The 20,079-nt window shown below is 42.7% G+C and carries 21 protein-coding genes; 10 read left to right on the forward strand and 11 right to left on the reverse strand.

Annotated elements, in window-relative coordinates; genetic code table 11:
* Positions 1-18: 18 nt before the first annotated feature.
* Complete coding sequence (gene aroB / locus L6494_RS26140; RefSeq protein ID WP_237990677.1) at positions 19-1,110, reverse strand: 3-dehydroquinate synthase; 1,092 nt, start codon at positions 1,108-1,110, stop codon at positions 19-21.
* A gap of 79 nt (positions 1,111-1,189) precedes the next feature.
* A complete protein-coding gene (locus L6494_RS26145) occupies positions 1,190-1,792 on the reverse strand; it encodes a Uma2 family endonuclease (RefSeq protein ID WP_237990678.1) in 603 nt (200 codons plus the stop codon).
* A 214-nt stretch (positions 1,793-2,006) separates the two neighbouring features.
* Here L6494_RS26145 and petL point away from each other — a divergent pair, with 214 nt between their 5' ends.
* Entirely contained in the window at positions 2,007-2,102 is a 96-nt protein-coding gene (gene petL, locus L6494_RS26150) for a cytochrome b6-f complex subunit PetL (protein ID WP_237990679.1), read from the forward strand.
* Between the two features lie 125 nt (positions 2,103-2,227).
* Here the strand turns inward: petL and bioB are convergent, their stop codons facing one another.
* Positions 2,228-3,238, reverse strand: a complete 1,011-nt coding sequence (bioB, locus tag L6494_RS26155; protein WP_237990680.1) for a biotin synthase BioB — start codon at positions 3,236-3,238, stop codon at positions 2,228-2,230.
* 201 nt (positions 3,239-3,439) lie between these two features.
* Here bioB and L6494_RS26160 point away from each other — a divergent pair, with 201 nt between their 5' ends.
* Positions 3,440-4,015: a GNAT family N-acetyltransferase gene (locus tag L6494_RS26160; protein ID WP_237990681.1), complete on the forward strand. Its 576-nt coding sequence runs from the start codon at positions 3,440-3,442 to the stop codon at positions 4,013-4,015.
* Between the two features lie 414 nt (positions 4,016-4,429).
* Here the strand turns inward: L6494_RS26160 and hisA are convergent, their stop codons facing one another.
* From hisA to L6494_RS26175, 3 genes are all read right to left on the reverse strand, one after another.
* The gene (hisA, locus tag L6494_RS26165) at positions 4,430-5,203 is read right to left on the reverse strand and encodes a 1-(5-phosphoribosyl)-5-[(5-phosphoribosylamino)methylideneamino]imidazole-4-carboxamide isomerase (protein ID WP_237990682.1); all 774 of its coding nucleotides are present in this window, start codon (positions 5,201-5,203) and stop codon (positions 4,430-4,432) included.
* A 163-nt stretch (positions 5,204-5,366) separates the two neighbouring features.
* Entirely contained in the window at positions 5,367-5,672 is a 306-nt protein-coding gene (locus tag L6494_RS26170) for a DUF3593 domain-containing protein (protein ID WP_237990683.1), read from the reverse strand.
* The gene (locus tag L6494_RS26175) at positions 5,669-6,016 is read right to left on the reverse strand and encodes a DUF2499 domain-containing protein (RefSeq protein WP_237990684.1); all 348 of its coding nucleotides are present in this window, start codon (positions 6,014-6,016) and stop codon (positions 5,669-5,671) included. The genes L6494_RS26170 and L6494_RS26175 overlap by 4 nt, the downstream gene beginning before the upstream one ends.
* 236 nt (positions 6,017-6,252) lie before the next feature.
* Here L6494_RS26175 and csaB point away from each other — a divergent pair, with 236 nt between their 5' ends.
* On the forward strand, positions 6,253-7,290 hold the full coding sequence (gene csaB / locus L6494_RS26180; RefSeq protein ID WP_237990685.1) for a polysaccharide pyruvyl transferase CsaB: 1,038 nt from the start codon (positions 6,253-6,255) through the stop codon (positions 7,288-7,290).
* 204 nt (positions 7,291-7,494) lie between these two features.
* Here the strand turns inward: csaB and L6494_RS26185 are convergent, their stop codons facing one another.
* The 3 genes from L6494_RS26185 to nrdJ form a co-directional block, all read right to left on the reverse strand.
* Entirely contained in the window at positions 7,495-7,713 is a 219-nt protein-coding gene (locus tag L6494_RS26185; protein WP_237990686.1) for a hypothetical protein, read from the reverse strand.
* Positions 7,714-7,949: 236 nt separating this feature from the next.
* Complete coding sequence (locus tag L6494_RS26190; RefSeq protein ID WP_237990687.1) at positions 7,950-8,495, reverse strand: hypothetical protein; 546 nt, start codon at positions 8,493-8,495, stop codon at positions 7,950-7,952.
* A 274-nt stretch (positions 8,496-8,769) separates the two neighbouring features.
* Positions 8,770-12,174: a ribonucleoside-triphosphate reductase, adenosylcobalamin-dependent gene (gene nrdJ, locus L6494_RS26195; protein WP_237990688.1), complete on the reverse strand. Its 3,405-nt coding sequence runs from the start codon at positions 12,172-12,174 to the stop codon at positions 8,770-8,772.
* A gap of 121 nt (positions 12,175-12,295) precedes the next feature.
* Here nrdJ and L6494_RS26200 point away from each other — a divergent pair, with 121 nt between their 5' ends.
* From L6494_RS26200 to L6494_RS26210, 3 genes are all read left to right on the forward strand, one after another.
* A complete protein-coding gene (locus L6494_RS26200; RefSeq protein ID WP_237990689.1) occupies positions 12,296-12,577 on the forward strand; it encodes a hypothetical protein in 282 nt (93 codons plus the stop codon).
* Positions 12,522-13,103 carry an Npun_F5749 family FMN-dependent PPOX-type flavoprotein gene (locus tag L6494_RS26205; RefSeq protein ID WP_237990690.1) on the forward strand — a complete coding sequence of 194 codons (582 nt, stop codon included), beginning with the start codon at positions 12,522-12,524 and terminating at the stop codon, positions 13,101-13,103. The genes L6494_RS26200 and L6494_RS26205 overlap by 56 nt, the downstream gene beginning before the upstream one ends.
* 409 nt (positions 13,104-13,512) lie before the next feature.
* Positions 13,513-13,659, forward strand: a complete 147-nt coding sequence (locus L6494_RS26210) for a ribbon-helix-helix protein, CopG family (RefSeq protein ID WP_237990691.1) — start codon at positions 13,513-13,515, stop codon at positions 13,657-13,659.
* 197 nt (positions 13,660-13,856) lie between these two features.
* Here the strand turns inward: L6494_RS26210 and cysE are convergent, their stop codons facing one another.
* Complete coding sequence (cysE, locus tag L6494_RS26215; RefSeq protein ID WP_237990692.1) at positions 13,857-14,618, reverse strand: serine O-acetyltransferase; 762 nt, start codon at positions 14,616-14,618, stop codon at positions 13,857-13,859.
* 176 nt (positions 14,619-14,794) lie between these two features.
* On the opposite strand from cysE, the gene L6494_RS26220 reads away from it, so the two are divergent.
* Complete coding sequence (locus L6494_RS26220) at positions 14,795-16,066, forward strand: FAD-dependent hydroxylase (RefSeq protein WP_237990693.1); 1,272 nt, start codon at positions 14,795-14,797, stop codon at positions 16,064-16,066.
* On the opposite strand, the gene rimI is transcribed toward L6494_RS26220, so the two are convergent.
* Positions 16,058-16,603 carry a ribosomal protein S18-alanine N-acetyltransferase gene (rimI, locus tag L6494_RS26225; RefSeq protein WP_237996289.1) on the reverse strand — a complete coding sequence of 182 codons (546 nt, stop codon included), beginning with the start codon at positions 16,601-16,603 and terminating at the stop codon, positions 16,058-16,060. The two genes, L6494_RS26220 and rimI, sit on opposite strands and share 9 nt — an antisense overlap.
* 94 nt (positions 16,604-16,697) lie before the next feature.
* Here rimI and lysA point away from each other — a divergent pair, with 94 nt between their 5' ends.
* The 3 genes from lysA (at position 16,698) to L6494_RS26240 (ending at position 20,027) form a co-directional block, all read left to right on the forward strand.
* Positions 16,698-18,101 (forward strand): diaminopimelate decarboxylase, encoded by a 1,404-nt coding sequence (gene lysA / locus L6494_RS26230; RefSeq protein WP_237990694.1) that lies wholly within the window; start codon positions 16,698-16,700, stop codon positions 18,099-18,101.
* Positions 18,102-18,357: 256 nt separating this feature from the next.
* Positions 18,358-19,281, forward strand: coding sequence for a diadenylate cyclase CdaA (gene cdaA, locus L6494_RS26235; RefSeq protein ID WP_237990695.1), 924 nt, complete (start codon positions 18,358-18,360; stop codon positions 19,279-19,281).
* Complete coding sequence (locus tag L6494_RS26240) at positions 19,278-20,027, forward strand: isoprenyl transferase (RefSeq protein ID WP_237990696.1); 750 nt, start codon at positions 19,278-19,280, stop codon at positions 20,025-20,027. The genes cdaA and L6494_RS26240 overlap by 4 nt, the downstream gene beginning before the upstream one ends.
* Positions 20,028-20,079: the final 52 nt, after the last annotated feature.

Here is a 20,079-nt window from a genome sequence, read left to right on the forward strand (position 1 = left end):
TAATTTTAATGTGGTAATCTACGTTGCCTCTAAAACTTGGCGAATGATCTCTGTTGGTACTTCGTCGGTAATTGTGACTACACCTAGCTGGGTGGGTAGAATAAACCGCACTTTACCATTTTTAACTTTTTTATCTAGTTGCAGTGCATCAATAATACCTTCAATATCTAAACCTTCTGGTAACTTTGTCGGTAAGCCTGCTTTTTGAATCAGGGCATTTTGACGTTCTGTGTCTTCCTGTTGCCACATTCCCAATTTCACAGCAATTTGTCCGGCTGCTATCATGCCAATAGCGACAGCTTCACCGTGATTGACTAACCGATAACCAGTCAAGCTTTCTACAGCGTGACCAATGGTGTGTCCATAGTTAAGAATTGCCCGTAGTCCGCCTTCTTTTTCATCTTTGCCCACAACTTCGGCTTTAGCTTGACACGAACGGGTGAGAATAGCATTGATTAATTCTGGTTTGATGTAGCGCAATTGATTGAGGTGTTTACTGGCTTCCATTTGGGCAAATAACTCCGCATCCCAAATTACACCGTACTTAATTACTTCTGCCATCCCTGCCCGAAATTCTCGCATGGGAAGGGTTTTTAGCACATCTGGGTCAACTAATACTAAACGTGGCTGATGGAATGCCCCAATCAAGTTTTTGCCGTGGGGATGATTTACGCCTGTTTTACCACCAATTGCCGAATCTACCATTGCTAGGAGGGTTGTAGGCACTTGTACAACGTTAATTCCTCGTAGCCAACTAGCAGCAGCAAAGCCAGTCATATCACCAATTACGCCTCCCCCCAAAGCTACCATCGTAGAGGAACGTTCTAGGCGATTTTCTAGGGCGATATCATAGAGTTTTTGAATAGAATTGAGGGTTTTGTAGCGTTCTCCGGCTGGTAGGCAATAGCTAGCCACTTGAAACCCAGCAGATTCTAGAGAATTTATGGCTCTTTCACCATAATGCTTAAATATAGTGGGATTAGAAACCAGCAATACTTTTTTGCCTAGTTTCAAATCAGACATCTGTTGACCAAGTTGTTCTAAACTTCCAGATGCGATCGCAATCTCATAAGACTGCTGTGGTAGATTTACATTAATTACAGAAGTCATTACCCAAACCCTAACAAGCACAGTGGGCTGTATTTTACCGCATTTTGGAAGAGTGCTGAGTTGTGGCTTGTGACTTGTGTCAACTCCAGATTTTGGTTAAATCCAATACAAACCCAGGTAAAACATCCTCCCCTGACAAACTCACAGGATGATTTAGCACTTCCACATCTTGACCTGGGCGATAAATTTCTACCTGTTGATTTTTGCGATCGATTAACCAACCTAAACGCGCACCATTATCTATGTATTCTCTCATCTTGGCGCGTAACTTTTCTATAGAATCATTTTTAGACCGTAGTTCTAACACGAAGTCAGGACAGATGGGGGCAAAGGTTTCCTGCTGTTCTATACTGAGAGCATCCCATCTGTCTTGACGTATCCATGCAGCATCAGGAGAGCGATCGCTATCATTAGGTAGATGAAAACCACTTGAAGAGTCAAATGCTACACCTAATTTAGTCTGGCGATTCCACAACCACAGTTGTCCAGCAATATCCAAGTTTCTGTATCCTGTATCGCTGCCGGTTGGCGGCATAACAATTAACTCTCCCGTAGCAGTTCGTTCTAATTGTAAATCTCTGTTAGCCAGTGCTAACTGCACAAACTGCTCATGCGAGACTGTCAGTGTCAGCGTAGGTGGAATATTAACCGCAAGGGTTGGGGATAAGTTAGTTTTTGTCATTTGAGGGTAGGAAGCAGTGGTTTGACAAGCTCACCAACCAGGCAGGAGGGAATATAGTTTTAGTGTAGTTTATCTTCCTTCTAAAATCGTTTCTCCTTCGGAGACGCTCCGCGAATGTGCCGCTTCCCTCTCAGGTCTAAAGACCCTGATTTTCCCTCATCCCGCGAAGTCTTATGATTCAATATAGTTAGTGAAGTATTGTGGAGAAACATAAATGTTAGCAGTAGTATCTTATATCCTCTTCTTGGCTTTGTTCATGGGCATAGCTGTGGGAATGCTGTTCGGTCTGCGTTCTGCGAAGATTCTTTAAGAATTAAGGGTATAGGGGTATAGGGGTATAGGGGTGTAGGGGTATAGGGGAAAGAACAAATATAAAGAATTTCTCCATTACACCTTTACACCCTTACACCCTTACACCCTTACACCCTTACACCCTTACACCCCTATTTGACTAGCTACCCGATTTGCTCTTTGGGACGGGGGACGCATTTCTAAGCCGAATAAATTCAGCATTTCTTGGTCTGCATCGTAGTCTGGACAGGGGGTAGTGACTGTTAACATCTTGTTGTCGTCGCTGGAAAAGATGGAGTTAGCCCCCGCCATGAAGCAGAAGGCTTGTTCTACTTGAGACAGTCTCGCCCTACCAGCACTTAAGCGCACGTCGGAAGTTGGCATAACTATCCGGGCTGTGGCTATCATCCTGACAATATCCCAAATGGGGACATCTGGTTGGTTTTCTAAGGGCGTACCTGCTACTTGGGAGAGAATATTAATTGGTACTGATTCTGGATGAGGATGGAGGTTAGCCAGGGTGTGTAACATGGAAACACGATCCTCGACGGTTTCGCCTAAACCAAGGATACCGCCGGAACATACGGTAACATTGGTTTGCCGGACATTTTCGATGGTATTTAGGCGATCGCTATAAGTTCTACTAGTGATAATTGTGCTGTAATATTCTTCAGAAGTATCTAAGTTATGGTTGTAAGCATACAGTCCAGCTGTTTCTAATCGTTTGGCTTGGTTTGCTGTTAGCATCCCCAAGGTACAGCACACTTCTAAACCCATGTCAGTGACATCTTTGACCATATCTAGGACTTGATCAAATTGAGAATTGTCGCGCACTTCCCGCCATGCTGCACCCATGCACACACGACTAACACCTTTTTCTTTAGCATTTTGGGCGATGTTAAGGACTGTTTCTTTATCTAACAGTGCTTGGGGTTTGACTTCGGTTTGATAACGGGAAGATTGGGCGCAGTAGCTACAATCTTCTGGACACCCACCGGTTTTAATGGATATCAGCTTACAGACTTGGATTTGTTTGGGGTTGTGATATTGACGATGAACGCTAGCAGCTTGATAAATTAGCTCTAGCAATGGTGTATTATAGATTTCCCGAATCTCTACTTCTTGCCAATCGTAGCGTATTCCCGACATTAGCATCCTTCTTCTCGACTGGATTGATTAACAGCTGTCTTCTTGTTATATCCCCTAACGGACATCTTTTGGAGTAAGGGATGGGCTACAGCAATCGCCAGCAATATCCATAGCCAAGATTTGAGATATTTGATCAACCAGAATAAGGAATGCCGAGAAAATTTCTGTAACCTCAGTGACAATATATCTTAAATTTTGTAACCAAATATGAAATCAGAACTACCCATAATTACCAGCGATCGCCTACTATTGCGAATAGGTATTCAAGAAGATATACCCAAAATTCTCAATTATTTTATAGAAAATAAAGATTTTCTCACCCCATTTTATCCTACTTGGGCAGATCATTTCTTCACAGACGAATATTGGGAATATCAACTAGAAAATAACTTTTTAGAGTTTATTCACGACCAGTCTTTAAAACTATTTCTTTTTCCCAAAAAACAACCCACAGAAGTTATTGGCACTATCAACTTTAATAATTTTATCAGGGGTGCTGCCCATTTTTGCCATGTGGGTTATAGTCTAGCAGAGACTGCCCAGGGTCAGGGTTATATGACCGAAGGATTACGGGCATCAACTGACTATATTTTTCAAGAATTCAATTTTCACCGCATCATGGCGAACTATATGCCCCACAATCAGCGCAGTGGAAACGTTCTAAAAAGACTAGGCTTTATTGTAGAAGGTTATGCCAGAGACTATTTATTAATTAACGGTACGTGGCAAGACCATATTTTGACTAGTCTAATCAATCCTTACTGGCAACCAAATGAGTATTAAAGCAATTCGCAATTACGAATTACGAATTGCAAATTTATTAATGGTCTGTTTTATCTGGACGACCGTTATTTAAAGGTTTTTTTCTACTTTTGTTTGTTTGAGTTACTTTTTTATTGGATGGTTGCTTGGGATTAGGTTGTTGGCTAGACATAGGTAGAATAGTGTAATTTATGACAAGTTTATCTACATCTAGGATACGATTGTTTCCAGAAGATTGTCAAAAATTTTACACAATAAAATAGAGACGTAAACTTAATTACGTCTCTAAATTGAAGAAAACCCATTACCGTAAATCTTGTTTAGTTGGAGAAGATTGAGGAAGATACTCAAACCGTTGATTAACTTTCTATGGAAGAACTACAACAGAGTTACTGAGGTTTCCAGAAATCAAAATAATTGATTTAAAATTTTATATCAAGCGAAGGAAGAAAAATCTAAATTGGGCGGTATATCTTGAATACGTCCTGGCCCGATCGCCTGCAATGCTTCTCTTAAAGAAATATCACCAGTATACAAGGCACGCCCGACAATTACCCCTGTAACGCCTTGAGGTTCTAAAGCCAACAAACTTAATAAATCGGTGACAGAACTGACTCCCCCAGAAGCAATCACTGGAATGGAAATTGCGCCAGCGAGTTCACGCAAAGCTTCCATGTTAGGCCCTTCTAGAGTTCCATCGCGGTGAATATCAGTGTAAATAATAGCTGCTGCACCTAGTTCTTGCATTTGTACAGCCAGTTGGGTAGCTAAAACCTGTGAAGTTTCTAACCAACCGCGAGTTGCTACTAGTCCGTTACGGGCATCAATACCAATAATAATTTTTTCGGGAAACTCTTGACAGAGTTGTTGTACTAGTTGCGGTTGTTCTACAGCGACAGTACCGAGAATTGCCCACTGTACACCTAGATTAAACACTTGTTGCACACTAGCTTGATCGCGTAAACCACCGCCAATTTCAATTGGTACAGAAATTGCTTGAGCGATCGCTTCAATTGCCCCCAGATTTACTACTTTACCTGCTTTTGCACCATCTAAATCTACTATGTGCAGTCTTGTCGCACCTTGATCCGCCCATTGTTTAGCCACATCAACAGGATTCTCGCTAAAAACCTGTGAGCGATCGTAGTCTCCCTGATAAAGTCGCACACAGCGACCATCTAGTAAATCAATCGCTGGAATTACATCCATATAAATTCGCCCCTGTTTAATTAATAATTATTGGGTACTGGGTATTGGGTATTGGGTACTGGGTACTGGGGGGATGCTTAACACTTCTTCCTGTCCCCTGTCCCCTGTCACCTGTCCCCTGTCACCTGTCACCTGTCCCCTGTCACCTGTCACCTGTCCCCTGTCACCTATCCCCTGTCACCTGTCCCTGTAATTGCTTAATTGCTTGCCGAAAACCCAGGACAATCAAAATATTAGAAAGCGTCAAAAAAACTTCCGCGCCACCGTGTAGCCAATCTATGTTAGCTAAAGCTTCGTGGTAATGGATTTTGGCATATATTCCTGCCGGAATCGTCACAGCCACAAAAACCAGAGTGCCGTAAAATCCATATAATGCTAGACGGGGCATTTGCGGACTGCGGCTGATAAACCACAAGAAACCCAAGTAAGGAAACAGTGACAGGGCAAATAGGGTGTCTTTAGATATCATTGCTCTGATTTAATAGGTTTTGATTCAAAAGAATTAGCTACTGTCTTGGGAATACGGGAAGAACGCCAAATCAACACAGCCGCAGCCCAAAGTGTAAAATTACCAACTAAAGTCATGGTAGCTTGCAGCGTTACCAACCATTCTAAAGAGTCTGGATTGTCGAAATAATGCCAGGTGCAAGCACACATAGCACTTATCAAAGCTGGTAACATTGCCAAAGACAATCCCCACCAACTGCGGTTTCCTGAAAGTTCGCCATAAGTCCAGATTAACCAAATCGCGGCAATCCACTCAATAACGCTAGAAATATGAATAATCCAAGTAGGAATTGAAAGAGCATTCATAAATAAAATCAATAGTCAATGGTCATTAGTCATTAGACTGTAACTCAGCACCGGCTAAACGCCGCGCTACCGCTAACAGCACTCCTGACTCCTCACTCAGCACTCAGCACTCAGCACTCATCTCATCTTCTCACACGCCAATTCAACTTTTTGTACCAAGATTACTGACATCTCATCAACTAGGGAGAAAAAGTTGATAACCTTAAATCCAACAGCCAAAATTTGCAATGGGAACGATGCGATCGCTATTATCTGGGTATTACGGCAAAGGTAACGGTGGTGATGAAGCTTTATTAGCCACACTTCTGCAAATGCTACCATCTCATGTTACACCTGTGGTGCTTTCTGGTAATCCAGAGGAAACGCGCGATCGCTATAATGTGGAAGCGCACGATCGCATGGCTATTGTACCCGTACTCCAAGCTTTACGTTCCTGTGATGCTTTGATTTGGGGTGGTGGTAGTTTAATTCAGGATGTTACCAGCACCATCAGTCCTTTTTATTATGGGGGATTGATGGGGTTAGCGCAGAAAATGGGTTTGAAAACTATTGCTTGGGCGCAAGGTATTGGCCCTTTGGTACGTCCGCAAACGCGCTGGATGGCAAGGCAAAATTTTGCTGGTTGTACTAAAGTTAGTGTACGCGATCGCGCCAGTGCTGCTTTATTGTCTGATTGGCAAATTCCCCACATCCTTGCACCTGATCCGGTTTGGGCTTTAGCATCTAAGCCTTTACCAGAACTTGAGAATTTACCTACGCCTAGAGTAGCGGTGACTTTAAGACAGCATCCCCAATTAACTCCTACACGCCTCACTAATTTAACTCGTGCTTTGGTCGATTTCCAAAAAGCGACTCAGGCTTTCATTTTATTACTGCCATTCCAAAAAAGTGAGGATTTAGGAATTGCTCAAGCCATACAACCACACCTTGCAGATGTCAGCCAGATTTTGTGTCTCGAAGATCCGCAGATATTAAAAGGTGTGTTTCGCGGTGTCGAGATGGCAATTGGAATGCGGCTACATAGTTTAATTATGGCTGCGGCGGAAGGATGTTGCTGTTTTGCTCTGAGTTATGATCCCAAAGTCAACCGCCTCATGGAAGATTTGACAATACCTGGTTGGGATTTGGCAACTTTACCAGATGATCCCCATTTTATTAGTCAAACTTGGTTAGAACATTACACAAATAGTCAGCGAATTTCACCAGAAAAAATTCAATTTTTAATAGATGGTGCATTAACACATCGTGATTTGTTGCACCAGGTTTTTACTTAGCACCGCTTTGGCTAAAATCTTTGTGAATTGAGGGGTGAAGTTTAAACGCAGAGGGGCGCGGAGGTAGGCGCGGAGGTACGCAGGGAATTAGCTACTAATTGATGAAATGCTGTACTTGGTAATTGTATTTTGGAAAAGTTTTACTGGTGCGTAAAATGTCAGCCTTTCGCATTTTACGCAACCAGCGATAAACTTGGGCAATATTTAATCAATTGTTATTGACTGAGGGCCAGTAGCTTTACCGTTATGAGCTTCCGTTGTTTGGGTAGAATTACTGTTAGCACCTACTTGTTTATCTAACCAACTTTTAACGGGATCATCTGCAAGGTTGAGTCGCAGCACACCAGAGACAAACCCCCCAAAAAAGGAAGCTGGGTGTTGAACCAGTTGCTTGAATATTGGTGACAATTCATCTATGAACATTCAGACTCTCCTGCAATTTTTGCGAAAATTAGCATTTATTCACTAATCGTAACGTGTAAATTTTGCTTTGTTTCAGAGCATCTTATGATTTGCTGAATAGTAAAGCTGATGTAAAGCTCCTACTCTGTCTTGAGTGTGCGGTAACGGCTGTGGGCGTGGTGGTTTCGGGGCTGTGGAACTTTGAGGAAGACTGTTCTAGTAAAGAATAAGGAGCTAGAATGCTCCTTAAGGCTTAGTTATGGCTTAATTCTTTCGTCATTTGGTGGCTCTAAAGATTTTTGTTCTGGGACAGGACGACTATCTCTTATTGATACATTCTGAGGAATAAGTTTTGACGACAGAAAAATCAATAAAACGATAGCTGTTACCACAATTTCTACCCACAGCAAAATTTTATCCGCACGGTAAACCCCTCTTTTGGTGGCGGTTACACAATTCCTATTTTGCTCTAAATTTACCAAAACATCCTCGTTTCTAAACGCTTCTAAAACTTCTCTGTTCATTAAAGCTTTCAAGGTATCCGTTGGTAAGTATTGCTGAATTTCAATTGTGTAATAAATAACGCCTTTTTCCCATCTTTTATCCGTAAGGGAATAAACGATTGCTTCTCTGGGTTTACGAAATAAGTAGGGGCGCATTTCTCCAACCTCTAGTCCATTTAGATCAGTGTCGTCACTGTTTAACAGTCTCTTAATATACTCGTAGACAGATTTGAAATCGGGGTTTTGGTCAATTTGAGAAGATACATTGACCTGGACGTTTGAATTTAACGATCTAGTCATACAATGTTTGTGATTGATAATTTGCTGCTTAGATTTCTAGGCAGTATTTTTTTAGATGTGCCTAGAAGTGACTATATTGATTGAAAACTTCTTTGGCAAAGTTAAACAGTGTTGTGTACTCGCCACCACCTACGAAAAGTGCAAAGTCGAATTTCTTAGTGCAATTTATCTTGTTGCTGCCGTGATTTGCACTCACGCTGATAGAAGTAAAGTTTCCTAGAGTGTACCTTTGAAAGCAGTGGCATAAAATTTGCATACCACTGCTAGGGTTAGATTAATTAGGACTTTGTTCAGGCATCATGCACTTATCAGAGTCACAGCCTGCGGGGCCGACTTCCATTAAATCGCCGAAGTCGTAGCGACTTAAAACAGTGTAGAAATCATCGGTTTTGCGGCGTGATGCTACTGCTTGCAACATCTGCTCATACTCCTGTTTGGAGATTGGCTCAAATGGCAAACGGGGAAAGGTTTGATGATCATCAAATCTAGCCAGTAGTGCCGCACTCATGTAACCTTCATCGTTGTGAATTGCTTCCCAAATGCGAGTTCCTAGAGTTTCTACTTCGTGTTCTCGCAACTCGATAGTTGCAGAGGTGTTGTGAGTGACGTAGAATTTCTGCACCTGCATATAGAAATCCATTTGGGCGATCGCATTAAATTTGCTGATATCAATTACATCAGCACCAGGTAAATCAGCCCAAGATACAGCCACAGGGATTTCTACTAGCCATTCAGTCACCCGTGGATCAAACGGATCATCCAGTAAATTCCCCTTTTCATCTTTATCTGATTGGGAGGGAATGATACTGTAACCGTATTCCAGACAAGCTAAAGCCACTGGGTCATTTTTACGGCAAGTGATGCGGCGAATAAACCGTTGCGCTTTGGGGGGATGCCATCCGGGACTAGCACCAGTTAACAGCGATTTTGTGCCACTGGGTTGGACAGTTGTACAGCGATTTGGGCGTTTGATATTATGGCGATCGCAATAATCCCAAACCACACGCTGCACAATCTCTTTCCAATCAGTTAAGTATTTTGCTTCTTTGTATTTAAATTCCAATCCTTGCGGTGTTTCCGGTCTACCTGCTTCCCACCACCGCAACCAATCCACACCAAAAGCATGGACAAAAAAATCAAATAAACCAGTGAAAGAAACCCCAACAATTGGGTCTAATTCCCGACTATATTGATAGCGTGGTTCTTGGAATTGATGATTTAAAAGTGCTGCTACAGATAATGCCCCAGCCGTGAAAGCTTCCTCTTGTTCTTTATGGTTTAATGGGTCAATTTGATTGAGATGTATCTCAGCCAAGTTGCAGTGGAAGTCCGCTCCAATTATCTCACCACAATTATGAGCAACGATACCATTAGCATCAAATTGAGAAGCCCCTGGGACAGTACAATCATAAACTGCTTCTAACCCATCAGATACAATTTGCTTAACTTTAATAGCAAATCTCTCTTTATTTAATTTTCTTTTGTACCCACCCAACAATTCCTGTAAGCGCGTGACTTTTTGAGGTTCTTGAAATCCCACAATCTGCTCAAAGAAATAAAGATTATCGTTGGAGATTACAAGCTCATGCTGTGCTTTACAGGCATACAATTCTAGTTCACGATTACTATTTGGAAGAAGACGATAAGCTTCAGGACGACGTTCTTGATAAATAGCAGAGATAATTCCTAAGCGTGCCAGCATTCTCTGGACAATCTGCAAAGTTTTCAGATTACTTTGTGCTAGTCTGACACTCACACCTTTTTGTTGATTACCTTGAACGCTACCATCAGCATCAAACAAACCACGTAAAAAACCACGATAAAATTCATAGCTAGCTTGCTCGATTTTATCGGTTGGCATCTTGTGTTCTAAAGTTACACCATAATTAGCTGCCAATTTCGCTAAACCAGATGAGTTAATAACTCGATGTTTTAGCTGTTTATGGTAGCAACCAGAATCAGTATTACCTGAATAATTTACTGCATTTTTGAGTAAGGTAACGGCATATTTTCCCATTTCCTCTTGACTATCTTGCCAATATCTCAAATAGGCTGTTTTACCCCATTGTGTTGACGCAATGCTGCCGTCACCAATCAGATTACCAATTAACCAGCCTTCATCAAAAGTTCCGAAACTATCCCAAGGTTGTACACCACGATGGTTATGAACCAAAATATAGTCACCAGGGGATAAATTTTGAGCTTCTACCCACTCTGTATACTGTTTTTTCTGAGTTTGGGCTGTCACTTTAAGTAGCTGATGATTTTCTGTTAAACGTAATTCATAGCCCTCCTGAGTAATCACTTTGAAAATAGGTTTGACTCCAGTCAACCAAAAGCCATCATTTGTAGTGCTGAATAATTCTCCGTTGACATAGACACTCAACTGTTTACCTATCAAGTCTTTAACTTGTCGCGCACCTTCTTCTGTATGAATCCAAGTGTCAGCAGTAATACAGGGATTTAATCCGTATCTACTTAAACGGTGTTCTAGCTCTTTTTCATCAAGATGAGGGTGTCGTTTTTGTAACCAGTCTTTAGCTGTCCCTTGTTCGTAAGCTTTTAAGAAATCAACTTTCAAAGCTTGTGTAGTTAACAAATCACAGTTAGCTCTAGCAACAGCTTCACCAGCCCACTGAATTGCGCCTTCACCACTGTAATATTGTTTACGAACAGCATCAACACACTCTTCTAATGTTGGCTTGCGGTGAAAAACTCTTGTGTGGTTCGCCATCCGTAAAGAATCACGCTCAGGGTCAATGCGCCAGTGTCCATTCTCATCTTGTTGCCATAGGTTATCTTTGGCAGATGCCCCTAATTGATCTTCAGATATGAACTGACGCATACCCGCGCTTCTACGGATATTGCCAGCAACAATTGTTACAGCAGCTTCGTCAATCAACAAACAGCATTCTACAGAATTTAATTGTCTACCGACAGCTTTGTTGAGAATGGCAGCACAACGCTGATATAATCCGGGTAATTTCACAGGATTCGCCACACCACCGAAACCTTTCAAGGTTTCCCCGGCTTGACGTACATCACTAACATCAACCGTTACTTGGACTTCATCAGTAAATCTTTCATCTGTGGAGAGTTCTAAGATAGTTTGGTAGGATGCCACCCAACCTTCCCGGCTATCTCCCACATGGATCGTAACGCTGTCACCTTCTATATGGGTTTGTGTATATTCACGACGTAAATCTTTAGTTGTATTACCAACATCTCCCTGTACAATCACATGAAGACGATTACGGATGGGGGGCAGTTGATTAATATATTGCGGTTCTATGACTGCTCCCGTCCCGCAGCCCATCATGGCTAGATTCATCATCAACCCGAAGGCTTTCCAATCCTGGAGATTGGTAGAGGTGCAATTATACGCACCAGAAAAGTTTTTTGGTTTGGTGATCCAATCTGTACCCCCTACCCACAACCAGCGACCACTGGGTAAAGATTTAAGTTGGCGTTGTGTTTTTTCTAAAGTTCTGGCTTCTTCTGGAGTCAGTTTACCTAACTCCACTAAACCTTGGATAGTGCGATCGCACACTTCATCCCAAGTTTCTCTTAAACCTGCCGTTGTGCGGCGGCTATAAGTTCTAAAAAATACAGGATTAGCTGCTGGTGCAGTTTCGGGAAACTTTGCACCCTGACGTTTAATTTCCAGCTCTCGAACCATATCAAAAGTGTTGTTGCTTGTGAACAGATTACGACTATACGCCAAGTGGATGGAGGATAAAAGCTTGAAAATTTTTCCACTTTACGCTATGTCATGACTGTAGAAATTGCCACATATATTTATGGTGTATAATGACTTTTCCTACCCAGAAAGCTTATATACTGAGTTGCAATTATTAACAGTATTGAAATATAAAAATCATGGGTATGGGAAAAATTTAGCTTGTCCGCGATCGCAATTCAAATCAACAATTGGGAATATCAAACAATTAGATTCAACTAAAAGATTGCCAATTGTCCGACTTTGCGCTAAATCTTGGTCTGGATCAATTGCAACAAAACTTAATCATGTCACTAGCTCCTTGGCGAAGTGCGATCGCCCACGCCCTCCACCGCAACCGTAGCCTTGTTTACGCCCGTTATCTGCAACTAGCAACAGTCAAAGCTAACGGTCGTCCAGCTAATCGTACCGTCGTCTTTCGTGGTTTCTTGGCAGAAAGCAATCAGCTAAAATTTATTAGCGATCGCCGTAGTGATAAAATTGACCAGATACAGCAGAACCCTTGGGCAGAGGCTTGTTGGTATTTTCCTAACACGCGAGAACAATTTCGGCTTGCGGGTAACTTGACTTTGGTGAGCAGTGATGAATCTGATCCACATCTACAAGCAGCCCGGATTGCTATGTGGCAAGAATTAAGTGATGCTGCACGTTTGCAATTTGCTTGGCCTGATCCGGGTGAACCCAAAGCAGAAAAAGCCGCCTTTGAACCGCCACAACCTGATCGTGATCAACCAGTATCCAATTTTTGCCTACTTTTACTAGACCCCATACAAGTAGACCACCTAGAATTACGTGGCGAACCTCAAAACCGTCGTATTTATGACTGTGATGAAAATCAAGCATGGTCTACCCAGGAAGTTAATCCGTGAAGTACTCCGGCTTGCTTTGCTGAAGCGTATCGCTCAATAAAACAACCATCATCGTTTCGCGTCTCATTCGCCGTTGCCACGTTGGGTATATCACAAAGATATTCGGGACTAAACCCGATAATGGTCTTACACAGCGTCTCTCGGTTTGCACCGTTTATCTCCTCATGGGGAGAACCCGCGCAGCCGTCCGCCTCCCGCAGACAGTTTGATTACTTTCTCGTACACCTCTGTATGGCTTATCTTTTACGGCAGAACGTAATCACGCCAACCAGTGACCGAGGTCTTTCCCCCTTTCTCTCGCTCTTAGACTTGGTAAGCATATTACTGCTACTGTGACCGTTTGTTATGAGTCGAGTGGGTGGGTCAACAACCACTATAATGGTAGCATATCTATATTGTATTTGCTACCATGACACAGATTAGCTTGAGGTTATCTCAAAGAGAAAAAGAGCATCTAGAAAAATATTGTGAATTGACCGAAAGAAATCAAACAGAGATATTGCGCGACATGATAAGAAGATTGTCAATCAACGGGGTATTGAACCCCCTTGATTGACCTGCTATCCATCCCCACCTCATAGGAGGATGGGGAATTCCGCAGAACTTGTTAAATGGAGGTAAGGCAGCAGAGCCGCAGTAAGTCTTTGCCGTTCCCGCAGGGTGGAGCAGAAGAGCAGAGGAGATTTGACCCAATACCTAATTAACCATTTTGAATTACGAATTACGAATTACGAATTACGAATTACGAATTGTTTAAATCCCTGCTCCATCAAAAAACTGCTGTATTGCTTTATCTCTGAGGCTACATACAGGAGCGGCTTGTAATGCTTCACCGTCTTTAACTATGTAACTTACCAATACAGGAGTTTTAGCCGTAGATTGTTGACGCTGTAGAGTTTGTATTTGGTCTTCCAGTGCTTCTATGCGATCAACCAAAGCGCGGATGACTTCTGCTTCAGAATCTGGTAAATTGCTGTGTTCTAGAGGTGCAACACGGACTCCTGAACGATAAACAATCCGACCAGGTATCCCTACAACTGTGCAATCTGAAGGAACATCTCGCAAAACAACAGACCCAGCACCAATGCGGACATTATTACCGATGAGAATATTGCCTAATACTTTAGCACCTGCGCCGACAACAACATTTTCGCCCAAGGTAGGGTGACGCTTGCCGCTTTCTTTACCCGTTCCTCCCAAGGTGACACCTTGATAAATCAGGGCATAATCACCGATGATGGCTGTCTCACCGATTACTACTCCCATACCGTGGTCGATAAATACACCCTGTCCGATAGTTGCACCTGGGTGAATTTCAATACCAGTCAAAAACCGAGCTATGTGAGAAATGAGACGGGGAATAAAAGGAAGAGCAATGCTGTGCAGCCCGTGAGCGAAGCGATGAAACATCAGGGCTTGTAAACCGGGGTAACAAAACAAGACCTCCAGCCAGTTACGGGCAGCCGGGTCACGTTCAAAGATAATACGAAAATCGGCACGTAGTGTAGAGAGCATCGGGATAGTACCCTCGGAAAGTACAACAAGCTACTTTCCCATCATATCGTTCTAGATGTCCAGTCTTATCATGTTATGTTTACCTATTACATTCCCATTTTCCTGTCAATATCACTTGCTCTAAACACAGCGATCGCGTCAGAATAGTAATTAAAATCGCTTAACTTCTCTTCACAATGGTGCTAACACAGCTTAATCAAACAAGTTCCCCTCAACCGACACCGCCAGAACTGCGGGGATATGATTATGACTTGGTAATTGTCGGCGGTGGAATTGTCGGCTTAACTTTGGCTTCGGCTTTAAAAGATTCTGGCTTAAATATCCTGTTGATTGAAGCTAAAGTCGCATCACTAGCAGTCACCAAAGGGCAAGCCTACGCAGTTCATATGCTATCGGCGTTAATTTACCAAGGCATCGGCATTTGGGATAAAATACTGCCTCAAATTGCTAAATACCGCCAAGTACGGCTTTCTGATGCTGATTATCCTGATGTAGTAGAGTTCGCAACTACCGACATTAGTCAGGACACACCAGAATTAGGTTATGTAGCAGAACACCAAGCACTGTTAGAACCTTTGCAGGAGTTTGTCCAAAATTGCCCGAATGTAACTTATTTGTGTCCGGCTGAGGTAGTGAGTACAAAGTACCAGGCGGACGAGGTAGTCATAAATATTAAAATTGGTGAACAAGTAAAAACAGTTAAGAGTAAATTACTTGTAGCAGCTGATGGATCGCGATCGCCTATTCGCCAAGCAGTTGGAATTAAAACTCACGGCTGGAAGTATTGGCAGTCTTGCATTGTAGCCTTTGTTAAACCAGAAAAATCGCACAATGATACTGCCTATGAAAGATTTTGGACGAGTGGCCCCTTTGCCATTTTACCCTTACCAGGGAATCGTTGCCGGATCGTCTGGACAGCCCCCCATGCAGAAGCCAAAGCCTTGTGTGCTTTAGATGACGAGCAATTTTTACAAGAACTCAGCCGCAGGTTTGGCCAGCATATGGGCAAATTAGAATTATTAGGCGATCGCTTTGTGTTTCCAGTACAACTCATGCAAAGCGATCGTTATGTCCTACCTCGCTTGGCTTTAGTAGGTGATGCTGCACACAATTGTCATCCTGTAGGTGGACAGGGGCTAAATTTAGGCATTCGGGATGCAGCCGCCTTAGCGCAAGTCATCCAAGCAGCGCATCAAGCAGGTGCAGATATTGGTAATCTTCAGATACTCAAGCAGTATGAACGTTGGCGACAAAAGGAGAATCTGACGATTTTAGGCTTTACGGATTTGTTAGATCGGATGTTTTCTAATCAATTTCCGCCAGTAGTGTTTGTGCGTCGCTTGGGTTTATGGTTTTTGCAACGTGTACCTATACTGAAAGTCTTTATGCTCAAATTGATGATTGGGTTAAAAGGAAAGACTCCAGAAATAGCCAAACAATCAAATTAACTGCCAAGCCGATTTTTGCAACTGAGCCTCAATCATATTGTGCCAGTGCTGCAATTTTTCCATAAATGAGGGCTGTTGTAAATCCGAAAGCCAAAGAATCAAGGCATCTTCACCGTTGTCTTGGTAATAACGCCGTCGCCGCCCTGCTGTTTTGAACCCAAATTTTTGGTATAAAGAGATTGCTGCTTCGTTAGAAGCTCGGACTTCCAGAGTAGCTAGTTCTAAATTGCGATCGCTAGCTGTTTTCAGCAAAGCATAAATTAAAGCCTGCCCCAAACCCTGACGTTGATATTGGGGATGAACTGCCACAATTGTAATGTGGGCTTCCTCTAAAATCGACCAGAAGCACCCCATACCCAGCAGTGTTTTGCTGGAGTGGGGCGCGAATATTCCCAGTAAATCACTATTGGGACTATCTAGTTCTCTTTGGTAGCCTTCCAGTGTCCAAAGTCCCCCAAAACAGGCTTGATCTAATTCTAAAATTGCACTTAGATCCTCTGAGGTCAATGATTTGAGTTTTAAGTTAGAAGATAAAATCACTTTTATTGGGATAAGAATACAAACCCTTTGTAAACTGGGATCGGGAGACTTACTCACGCCCATAATTTAAACAAGGACAATCTATATAAATATGGTATCGACTCACCCTGCTGGGGTTCAATATGCTGGAACGCAGTATTTACCTCAAAGCCAGAGCATAAATACAAATACTTCGCCCAACCAAGAACTGTTACCTCTAACTGCCACAGTTAATAGTGATGGTTGCTTGGAAATCGGTGGGTGTGATGTCACAACCCTAGTTCAGCAGTTTGGCTCACCTTTGTATATTTTAGATGAGGAAACCCTCAGAACAGCCTGTCAACAATATCGAGATAGCTTTCAAAAATATTATCAAGGCGAATCTCAGGTACTATATGCTTCCAAAGCCTGGAATTGTCTGGCTGTTGATGCGATTATCGCCTCGGAAGGGTTAGGAATTGATGTCGTTTCTGGTGGTGAACTTTATACAGCTCTAACTGCTGGGATTAGTCCTGAAAAAATTTACCTCCACGGTAATAATAAATCCCGTGAAGAACTGACTTTTGCTATTGAGTCTGGTGTGACAATTGTTGCCGATAACTGGTATGAATTACATACCTTGGTGGAGATGTTGCACGCAATGTCTATACCACCAATCCGGCTCATGTTGCGGCTGACACCAGGGATTGAATGTCATACCCACGAATACATCCGTACAGGACACCTAGATAGTAAGTTCGGTTTTGATCCCAACGATTTAAATCAGGTGTTTGAGTTCGTTAGCCAACAACCAAATTTAAACTGTGTAGGCTTACACGCTCATATTGGTTCGCAAATTTTTGAGCGTCAACCCCATCAAGATTTAGCGGCTGTAATGGTGCAGTGGTTAAGAGATGCGGGTAAATACGGTTTAAATATCACCGAATTAAATGTTGGTGGCGGTTTGGGCATTAAATACGTAGAATCAGATGATCCACCAAGCATTGACGAGTGGGTAAAGGCAATTTGTGAAGTTGTGCAAGCAGCTTGTGCAGTCGAAAATCTCCCTTTACCAAAGTTACTCTCAGAACCAGGGCGATCGCTTATTGCTCCAGCCTGTGTGACTGCCTACACCATCGGTTCATCTAAAACAATACCGGAAATTCGTACCTACGTCGCCATAGATGGAGGTATGTCTGATAATCCCCGTCCTATTACCTACCAGTCAGTTTATCGCGCAGTCGTTGCCAACAAATTGTCTGCGCCTATCACAGAAACAGTCACAATCGCTGGTAAACATTGTGAATCAGGGGATATTTTAATCAAAAATGCCCAACTGCCAAAAACTCAACCTGGGGATATTCTCCTAGTTATGGGAACTGGTGCGTACAATTACAGTATGGCATCCAACTATAACCGTTTACCCAGACCGGCAGCAGTTGTAGTCACAAATGGCGAAGCAAACTTAATTTTGCAACGGGAAACTTATCAAGATTTAATTCGACAAGATTGCTTACCGGAAAGATTGAAGTGTTAGTGATTAGTCATTAGTTATTTAGTCATTAGTTAAGTCAAGGGTTTATGGGATTTTTCCCGGAATAACTGGCTTTTAACTTAAAATTTCTTTGATTATTCTGGAGAAGCAAGCTAAACAAAATGTCCCAACCAGAAGAAAAAAGTTAAGAAACAGTGTGTGAAAGTTCATGAGTTAATAAATATTGACTAATGACTATTGACTAATGACTATTGACTAATGACTATTAACTAAAAGTATTAAGAGTAATCCAGATGTCATGAGAGATTGGTGGAAGCAATGGCTGGCAAACCTAGGATGGTCTCAGTCCTTGCTGCTGGGGACTCTGGATATTGTATTGGTGCTGGCGTTGACTTACGTGATACTAGTTATTATTAGTGAGCGTCGCACACTGTGGATGGTGCGGGGTTTCATTGTTTTAATGCTAGCCTCAGCACTAAGCGGCAGGTTTGGTCTACCACTCTTAAATTTTGTTCTAGAAAAGTTAGTGATTGGCTGTGCTGTAGCAATGGCAGTTGCTCTTCAGTCAGAATTTCGCCGATTTTTAGAACAATTGGGACGAGGTGAATTCCGGCAATTGTTTCAACCATCTAATCTGACCATTCCTAAGTCTGATAGTGTAATAGATGAAATTGTGGAAGCGGTTAAAGAACTCTCTAAAAACCGAATTGGAGCTTTACTAATTTTGGAAACAACTGGCCCCATTGACGAACGGGATTTTTCTGTACCTGGTGTCAAGCTCAATGCGGATGTTTCTAAGGAACTGATACACACAATTTTTCAGCCGAAGACCCTGTTGCACGATGGCGCAACATTAATCCGTGGTTCACGGATTGTATCTTCGGGTATAATATTACCGCTTTCGGGACGCACAGCCTCGCGCCAATTGGGTACACGCCACCGGGCGGCGATGGGAATTACTGAGCGCGTCGAAAATTGTATTTGTGTCGTTGTATCAGAAGAAACTGGTTCTATTTCCCTAGCGGAAAGGGGAACTCTAAATAGGCCATTGACAATTAGGAAGCTCAAAGAGTCTTTAGAGGCTCGATTGTCCCCAACTGTAGATCGGGAAGCGGTAGCTCCCGGTTTGTTAAGCTTGGGTCTTCAGATTGGTAATAAGGCACTAAAACTAGCTTCACGTTTACTTGGATTACCCTCGACCGCTTCTCAAGACAAAAAATGACAATACAACAAACTGAACTGCAAGAATTGCCCCTGGACTTGAAACGAGAACTACTGCCCAAACACGTTGCAGTAATTATGGATGGCAATGGTCGATGGGCTAAACGTCAAGGTCTACCGCGAATTATGGGTCATAAGCGCGGAGTTGATGCCCTCAAGGATTTACTACGTTGTTGTAAAGATTGGGGGATTCAGGCACTAACAGCTTATGCCTTTTCCACAGAAAACTGGAAAAGACCCCAAGAAGAAGTAGATTTCTTGATGACGCTGTTTCAGAGAGTGTTACGTCAAGAGTTGCGAGAAATGGTTGAAGAAAACGTCCAGATTCAGTTTGTAGGCAATTTAGCAGCCTTACCGCGATCGCTACAAGCGGAAATTTCCCGTTCAATGGAAGAAACCAAGCATAATCGCGCTATCCGGTTTTCTGTGGCGACCAATTACGGCGGAAGACAGGAGATTTTACAAGCCTGTCGGGCGATCGCCCAGAAAGTCCAGCAAGGTCTCCTCCAGCCCGATGAAATCTCTGAAGAAGTATTTGAACGCCACCTATACACAGCCGGAATTTCCGACCCAGATTTGCTAATCCGCACTAGTGGAGAAATGCGCCTCTCCAATTTCCTCCTCTGGCAAATGGCCTATGGAGAAATTTACATTACTGATGCCCTCTGGCCAGATTTTGACCGCACTGAATTTCACCGCGCCTTGTGTGCTTATCAGCAAAGGGAGCGAAGATTTGGTAAGGTTTAGAGATAGGTGATAGGTGACAGGTGACAGGTGACAGGTGACAGGTGACAGGTTT

Origin of the sequence: Nostoc sp. UHCC 0870 (assembly GCF_022063185.1) — a bacterium.
Lineage (GTDB): Bacteria > Cyanobacteriota > Cyanobacteriia > Cyanobacteriales > Nostocaceae > Trichormus.

What these genes read in the sequence shown, in the direction of transcription:
- aroB (WP_237990677.1), bottom strand. Translation starts at nt 1,110, where the DNA reads ATGACTTCTGTAATTAATGTAAATCTACCACAGCAGTCTTATGAGATT.
- L6494_RS26145 (WP_237990678.1), bottom strand. Translation starts at nt 1,792, where the DNA reads ATGACAAAAACTAACTTATCCCCAACCCTTGCGGTTAATATTCCACCT.
- petL (WP_237990679.1), top strand. Translation starts at nt 2,007, where the DNA reads ATGTTAGCAGTAGTATCTTATATCCTCTTCTTGGCTTTGTTCATGGGC.
- bioB (WP_237990680.1), bottom strand. Translation starts at nt 3,238, where the DNA reads ATGCTAATGTCGGGAATACGCTACGATTGGCAAGAAGTAGAGATTCGG.
- L6494_RS26160 (WP_237990681.1), top strand. Translation starts at nt 3,440, where the DNA reads ATGAAATCAGAACTACCCATAATTACCAGCGATCGCCTACTATTGCGA.
- hisA (WP_237990682.1), bottom strand. Translation starts at nt 5,203, where the DNA reads ATGGATGTAATTCCAGCGATTGATTTACTAGATGGTCGCTGTGTGCGA.
- L6494_RS26170 (WP_237990683.1), bottom strand. Translation starts at nt 5,672, where the DNA reads ATGATATCTAAAGACACCCTATTTGCCCTGTCACTGTTTCCTTACTTG.
- L6494_RS26175 (WP_237990684.1), bottom strand. Translation starts at nt 6,016, where the DNA reads ATGAATGCTCTTTCAATTCCTACTTGGATTATTCATATTTCTAGCGTT.
- csaB (WP_237990685.1), top strand. Translation starts at nt 6,253, where the DNA reads ATGCGATCGCTATTATCTGGGTATTACGGCAAAGGTAACGGTGGTGAT.
- L6494_RS26185 (WP_237990686.1), bottom strand. Translation starts at nt 7,713, where the DNA reads ATGTTCATAGATGAATTGTCACCAATATTCAAGCAACTGGTTCAACAC.
- L6494_RS26190 (WP_237990687.1), bottom strand. Translation starts at nt 8,495, where the DNA reads ATGACTAGATCGTTAAATTCAAACGTCCAGGTCAATGTATCTTCTCAA.
- nrdJ (WP_237990688.1), bottom strand. Translation starts at nt 12,174, where the DNA reads ATGGTTCGAGAGCTGGAAATTAAACGTCAGGGTGCAAAGTTTCCCGAA.
- L6494_RS26200 (WP_237990689.1), top strand. Translation starts at nt 12,296, where the DNA reads ATGGTGTATAATGACTTTTCCTACCCAGAAAGCTTATATACTGAGTTG.
- L6494_RS26205 (WP_237990690.1), top strand. Translation starts at nt 12,522, where the DNA reads ATGTCACTAGCTCCTTGGCGAAGTGCGATCGCCCACGCCCTCCACCGC.
- L6494_RS26210 (WP_237990691.1), top strand. Translation starts at nt 13,513, where the DNA reads ATGACACAGATTAGCTTGAGGTTATCTCAAAGAGAAAAAGAGCATCTA.
- cysE (WP_237990692.1), bottom strand. Translation starts at nt 14,618, where the DNA reads ATGCTCTCTACACTACGTGCCGATTTTCGTATTATCTTTGAACGTGAC.
- L6494_RS26220 (WP_237990693.1), top strand. Translation starts at nt 14,795, where the DNA reads ATGGTGCTAACACAGCTTAATCAAACAAGTTCCCCTCAACCGACACCG.
- lysA (WP_237990694.1), top strand. Translation starts at nt 16,698, where the DNA reads ATGGTATCGACTCACCCTGCTGGGGTTCAATATGCTGGAACGCAGTAT.
- cdaA (WP_237990695.1), top strand. Translation starts at nt 18,358, where the DNA reads ATGAGAGATTGGTGGAAGCAATGGCTGGCAAACCTAGGATGGTCTCAG.
- L6494_RS26240 (WP_237990696.1), top strand. Translation starts at nt 19,278, where the DNA reads ATGACAATACAACAAACTGAACTGCAAGAATTGCCCCTGGACTTGAAA.